Origin of the sequence: Rhodopirellula maiorica SM1 (genome assembly GCF_000346295.1) — a bacterium.
GTDB classification, from domain to species: Bacteria; Planctomycetota; Planctomycetia; order Pirellulales; family Pirellulaceae; genus Novipirellula; species Novipirellula maiorica.
Genome location: NZ_ANOG01001047.1, coordinates 1 through 5,430, shown reverse-complemented (window position 1 = coordinate 5,430; position 5,430 = coordinate 1). Strand labels below are relative to the sequence as shown.

Genomic DNA, 5,430 nt, shown 5'->3' with positions numbered 1-5,430 from the left:
GACGTATTCGACCTGGGTGCGAGTGGACGGGCTGGACCGAATACGGAATTCGCTGCTGCTGACCGACGGTTTCGACAAGAACGGAATTCACTGGCAGATTCGCCAAGATGGAAGTCTCACCCTCGGAATGCGATACGCCAACCAACACGCACATAACTATCCGACGCGTCCGATCTTCAACCTCTTTCGACTGGGACAGTGGGTGCATTTGGCGACCGTTTACGACACCGACCGAACGCGGGTGACACACTACGTCAACGGCGATCCGGTCAAACGCCAACGACTGACGCGGTTCGCTGACGGCATGTTAAAGATTGGCGCTGCAACCATCGGCAATTGGAGCGGGCGTGGCGCGGCGGACGTTCGCAATTTCAACGGATGCATGGATGAATTGATTGTTTTCGGCGCAGCACTCGATGACCAAGAAGTGCGTCAAATCTACGAGGTGGGACGACCATGAAAATCGTCAATGACGAACAGGGATTCGATTCTCAAGTTACGTAAACCATTCAAACCCCGACCACGATGCCATACCGCTACAGCGTTCGATGTGTCCCAAGGACTTCTAATTTGATGAAATCTCAATTTTCAATCTTCGTGGTTTTGCTCGGCAGTTTGTTGGTCGGGATTCAGCTGCCGCGAATTTCTAACGCCCAGGTGTCCGAATCCACAAACACGCCGACGCTCGAGGAAGTCAAGGACGCCGGAGCATTGAAGTCGATTTATCGACAGCAAGCTCAGCAACCAAAAACGTTTGTGAAACCACAAGCAAACTTGAAAGAGTTTCGCGAAGAGATCGAACCGGCGCTCAAGAAGGCCTGCTATGAGTGTCACGGAGCGGAGACGGCCGAAGGTGACATTCGAGTCGATACGCTCAATCCCGATCTTCTGCACGGAGACGATGTGAGTTGGTGGCTAGAGGTTTCGTCGGCGGTGGGCAATGGCGAGATGCCTCCGGAAGACGGACCTGAACTCTCGGACAAAGATCGTAAAAAGATTGTCGAGTGGCTCTCCGCTGAGATCCAGACTGCGTCGCGAGTGCGACGTGCCGAGAGGGCACACTCGTCGTTTCGCCGGATGACGCGGTACGAGTACAACTATGCGTTACAGGATTTGCTTGGGCTCGAGTTGGACTTCGTGCAAGACTTACCGCCTGACCCCATCTCCGAAGACGGTTTCGAGAACTGCTCTGAAACGCTGCAGATTACGGGCGATCAATATGCTGAGTACCTGGAGCTCAATCGCAACGCACTTCATCGCGCTACGATCAGTGGCGATCGTCCCGCAGTGCTGCACTGGGGCGTTTCGGCTGAAGCTGCGGCAGCATTGAAGTTCGCCGAGCTTGAAAAGTCGAAGGAGCAAGCCAAGAAACCGAGAGCGACTCAAAAGGGGCGGGCTAGGCAACGCGGTGGTCGAGGCGGTTACTACATGAACATTACAACAGGCGAGACGGCACCGGCCACTTGGTCTTACGGAGGAGCGAGGGAGGCTTGGACGCCCAAGATGACGCTACCCGATGTGCCCGAGCAATCCAAGTTTCTCGCCGTGCTTCCGGCCAGACAACGGATCGTGGTCGAGCTGGGGAACCGGCTGCCCGATGAAGGAACGATGCGAGTTCGCGTTCGTGCATCGCGAGCTTCGTCCGAAAGCCAAGCTGCCCCTACCCTTGCTCTGGAGTTTGGCTGGCAGGGTGACAAAGACCAAAGAGCCGCCTTCCGGATCAGTCGCGGCGACATGGTGATCGACGCGTCAGCGGAGGAGCCAAAGTTTTACCAGTGGGATATCCCTTTGAGTGTAATTCACCCACGGAATCCGGTACGCAAGCTTGAGGAATTGGGCGTGACCGACAGGACGAATCCGTCCGAGTACATCCGTTTGTATAACACTGCGAAAGATCAATCCGCGGCCATTCATTTTGATTACGTCCAAGTATCAGCGCCGGTTTATGACCAGTGGCCGCCGCAATCGCACCGAGCGATTTTCATCGAGAGCGATAACCGCAATGACGAACAGGCGTACGCCAGGGAAATTATTTCACGGTTCATGCGTCGAGCCTGGCGGCGCGATGTCAGCAATGCAGAAGTCGATCTGCAAATGGATTTGTTTACTCGTGTTCGTCCAATTTGCAGTAACTTTGAACAAGCTGTCGTCGAGACGTTGGCTGCCGTGTTGTCCTCGCCGCGATTTTTGTATCTGGTTCATACTGATCAGCCACAGTCGCAAACGCATCAGGCGGTGGACGAATTTGAGTTGGCAACGCGACTTTCGATGTTCCTGTGGTGCAGCGTGCCGGATGAAGAACTTCTTGAGCTGGCGGCCGAAGGACAACTGAGTCATCCCGATCAGCTTGCCCGTCAGACGCAGCGTATGCTGGCAGACCCTCGGCATGAACGTTTTTCGAAGCACTTCGTGCGTCAGTGGTTGAACATGGCGCCGCTTGAGTTCGTGAATATCAACAAAAAGGCCTATCCGCAATTTGACGACGAGCTGATGGACGCGATGCAGCAAGAGCCGATCGCACTGTTCGAAGAAATACTGCAGAACAATCTCAGCGTGATGGATTTTCTTCACGCCGACTACGCGGTGGTCAACAGGCGGCTCGCGACACACTATGGGCTGGATGACGTGCAAGGGAACAATTTCAAGCGTGTGTCGTTGAATCCGGAAGACCATCGCGGTGGGTTGCTGACACAGGCGGCGTTGCTGGCGATGAATTCCGATGGAACGGAATCGCATCCGCTAAAACGCGGCATCTGGCTGCTGGAGAGTATTTTGAACGACCCGCCGCCGCCGCCACCGCCGGCCGTTCCCGAGATCGATATGACCGATCCAGAGATTATGAAGATGACGCTCAAACAGCGAATGGAAGACCATCGCAACAAGGCGGCCTGCATGTCATGTCACGTGAAGATCGATCCTTGGGGGATCGCTTTCGAAAACTTTGATGCTGTTGGGAAGTGGCGAACGCAGAGCCAAGGAAAAGACATCGACGCGTCGAGTCTGTTGTACAACGAACAGCAGCTTGATGGTGTCGACGGAGTGAAACGTTTTTTGCTTGCCAATCGCCAGGACCAGTTCGCGCGGGCAATCGTTGAAAAAATGGCGACGTTCGCGTTCGGCAGAACGTTGGCCTTCGGCGACCGAGCGGAAATAGAACGCATTACGACAAAGCTTCGCCACAACGGTGACGGGCTTCAAACGCTGATTTTGGAACTGGTAAGAAGTGACCTGTTTACATCGATTTAGGTAGCAGGGGTAGCCAGAATTCTTGAACACGGGAATTTTGGCAAATCCCACTACAATTCTGGCACGGAATTTTGGCAAATCCCACTACGATTCTGGCGAATCCCATTACAAGGACTAATACTATGCATCTCAATTCGCTTGACCGACGCCGATTCCTTCGCGGAACTGCTGGCTTTGCCCTTGCCCTGCCTGCTTTCGAGACGTTTTCTGGCGTCGCCTGTGCGGATGAAAGCGGTGGCGGTAACAGAACGTCGTCTCCGCGGCGATTGGCCTGCTTCTACCTGCCCAACGGTGTGCCCATGCCGCTTGCGGAGGACCCGGCGTACCAGGATTGGTCGTGGTTTCCTCACGGCGAAGGCAAAGATTTTAAGTTTACCAAGTGCCTGGATCCACTGGAATCGCTGCGTGACGATTTGACAGTCATCTCCGGCATGTCGCACCCGGCGTCACGCAACAACCATGGACATCACAACGCCGACCAATTCCTCACCGGCGGCGCGATTGGCGGAGGCGGAACCTACGAGAATTCGATCTCACTCGACCAAGTCTATGCGGCACATGTCGAAGATCAGACACGGTTTTCGTCCCTTGTCATGTCGACCGACGGAGGCACCGGGCCGCAGCGCAAGGCCCATACGATGTCATTCAATTCCGAAGGTCGCCCAATTCCCGCAGAAAACAAGCCGAAACGTATTTTCGAACAGCTGTTTGTCAAAAATGATGGCGATGCAGCGCAACGTCTGGCGCTTAGCCGAAGTGTGCTCGACCATCTGATGGAAGACGCGCGTTCGCTGCGCAAAGACCTTTCGAAACAGGATCAGGAGTCGTTCGAAGAATTTCTGGGCTCCGTACGCGACACCGAGATCAAGGTTGCGAAGTCAGCAAGGTGGATGGACCTTCCCCTGCCAACCGTTGACATCGATCACCTGAATCTTGAAATCACTCCTGAAGATCCGCGTGAGTATATCCAGACGATGTACGAGCTCATTTATCTCGCTTTCAAAACGGATTCGACGCGAGTCGCGACCTTCCAGCTTGCAAAGGAGGTCAGCAAAGGGATCAGTGACTATCTCGCTCGGGCGGTCGGTCTTCCGCTGACGCACCGACTTTCGCACGAAACGAGAAAACCCGATGGCTGGAAAAATTTTGGAACCTTCTGCCGATTCATCAGCGAAGAATTCGGTCGCTTTGCAAGCAAGCTAAAGTCGACTCCCGAGCCCGCCGGTGAAGGGAGCATGCTTGACAACACGCTGCTTCTTTTCGGATCGGCGTCCAGCGCGTTTCACCTTTCTCGCAACTATCCATTACTACTGGCGGGTGGCAAATCAATGGGCTTCAAACACGGACAATACCTCAACTACGCCGGAGCCGGTGCGTTCCGCGGAGGCTGGGCTCCGGGAGACACCGAACCGTGGCGAATCAAGGCGGCTGGCGAAGATCTGCCATTGTCGAATCTATTCGTTACGATGCTGCAAAGACTAGGCATGGAAACCGATGCATTCGCCGACAGCACGGGTACGATTTCGGAGGTTTGACGAAACAATTCTGGCGCAGCATCATTGAACCATTCCTTTGACAGAAAAGTTGCAAGTTTAGGATTACATCGAATGCAGCTACCATCAATCTTTGTCGAACTTGAAGCCGACCATTTCCAAAGAGGCCATCCGAGGCTTCGCGACACTCGGCGCCCCCTCGATCGTTTGACAACCATCGTGAGTTCGATCGTTGCTTGTTGGCTACGGCTGTGCAATGTGTCGGGCATAGTGTTGTTGTTCGTCGTATGCACATTTACAACAACGTCCGTGTTTGGCATCGACAATCAAGCCATCGTCGCCGCAGCCAGTAAAGCGAGTGAAGCCAAGGTTTTTAACATCAAAAACTTTGGTGCTGTCGGTGATGGCGTTGCTATGGATACCAAAGCGGTGCAAGAAACCATTGATGCCTGCCACGATGCCGGTGGGGGTGTTGTTTGGGTGCCGGCGGGTGATTTTCAAATTGGCACGATCATTCTGAAGAGCGATGTCACGCTGTCGCTCGATTACGGGGCCAGCTTGCTGGGAAGTATCAACGCGGCTGATTACCCCACTGAGAATCTCAGCAAACCCCGAGAGGGCGCCGCCCATTGTCTGATTTACGCTGAAAACGCAAAACCGTCACCATCGAAGGGCTGGGCGTAATCGATGG

At 54.3% G+C, this 5,430-nt stretch carries 4 protein-coding genes; all 4 read left to right on the top strand.

Annotated elements, in window-relative coordinates:
• Window positions 1-460, top strand: a 460-nt coding sequence (locus RMSM_RS34015; protein ID WP_144058158.1) for a LamG domain-containing protein, incomplete at its 5' end; no start/stop codon positions are given.
• A gap of 113 nt (window positions 461-573) precedes the next feature.
• Window positions 574-3,246, top strand: coding sequence for a DUF1592 domain-containing protein (locus RMSM_RS34010; RefSeq protein WP_008708419.1), 2,673 nt, complete (start codon window positions 574-576; stop codon window positions 3,244-3,246).
• 122 nt (window positions 3,247-3,368) lie between these two features.
• Window positions 3,369-4,781 (top strand): DUF1552 domain-containing protein, encoded by a 1,413-nt coding sequence (locus RMSM_RS34005; RefSeq protein ID WP_008708418.1) that lies wholly within the window; start codon window positions 3,369-3,371, stop codon window positions 4,779-4,781.
• 267 nt (window positions 4,782-5,048) lie between these two features.
• Window positions 5,049-5,423: a glycosyl hydrolase family 28-related protein gene (locus tag RMSM_RS34000; RefSeq protein WP_236622413.1), complete on the top strand. Its 375-nt coding sequence runs from the start codon at window positions 5,049-5,051 to the stop codon at window positions 5,421-5,423.
• Window positions 5,424-5,430 lie beyond the last annotated feature (7 nt).

Coding starts and splice junctions, on each gene's coding strand:
- RMSM_RS34010 (WP_008708419.1), top strand. CDS start 574: ATGAAATCTCAATTTTCAATCTTCGTGGTTTTGCTCGGCAGTTTGTTG.
- RMSM_RS34005 (WP_008708418.1), top strand. CDS start 3,369: ATGCATCTCAATTCGCTTGACCGACGCCGATTCCTTCGCGGAACTGCT.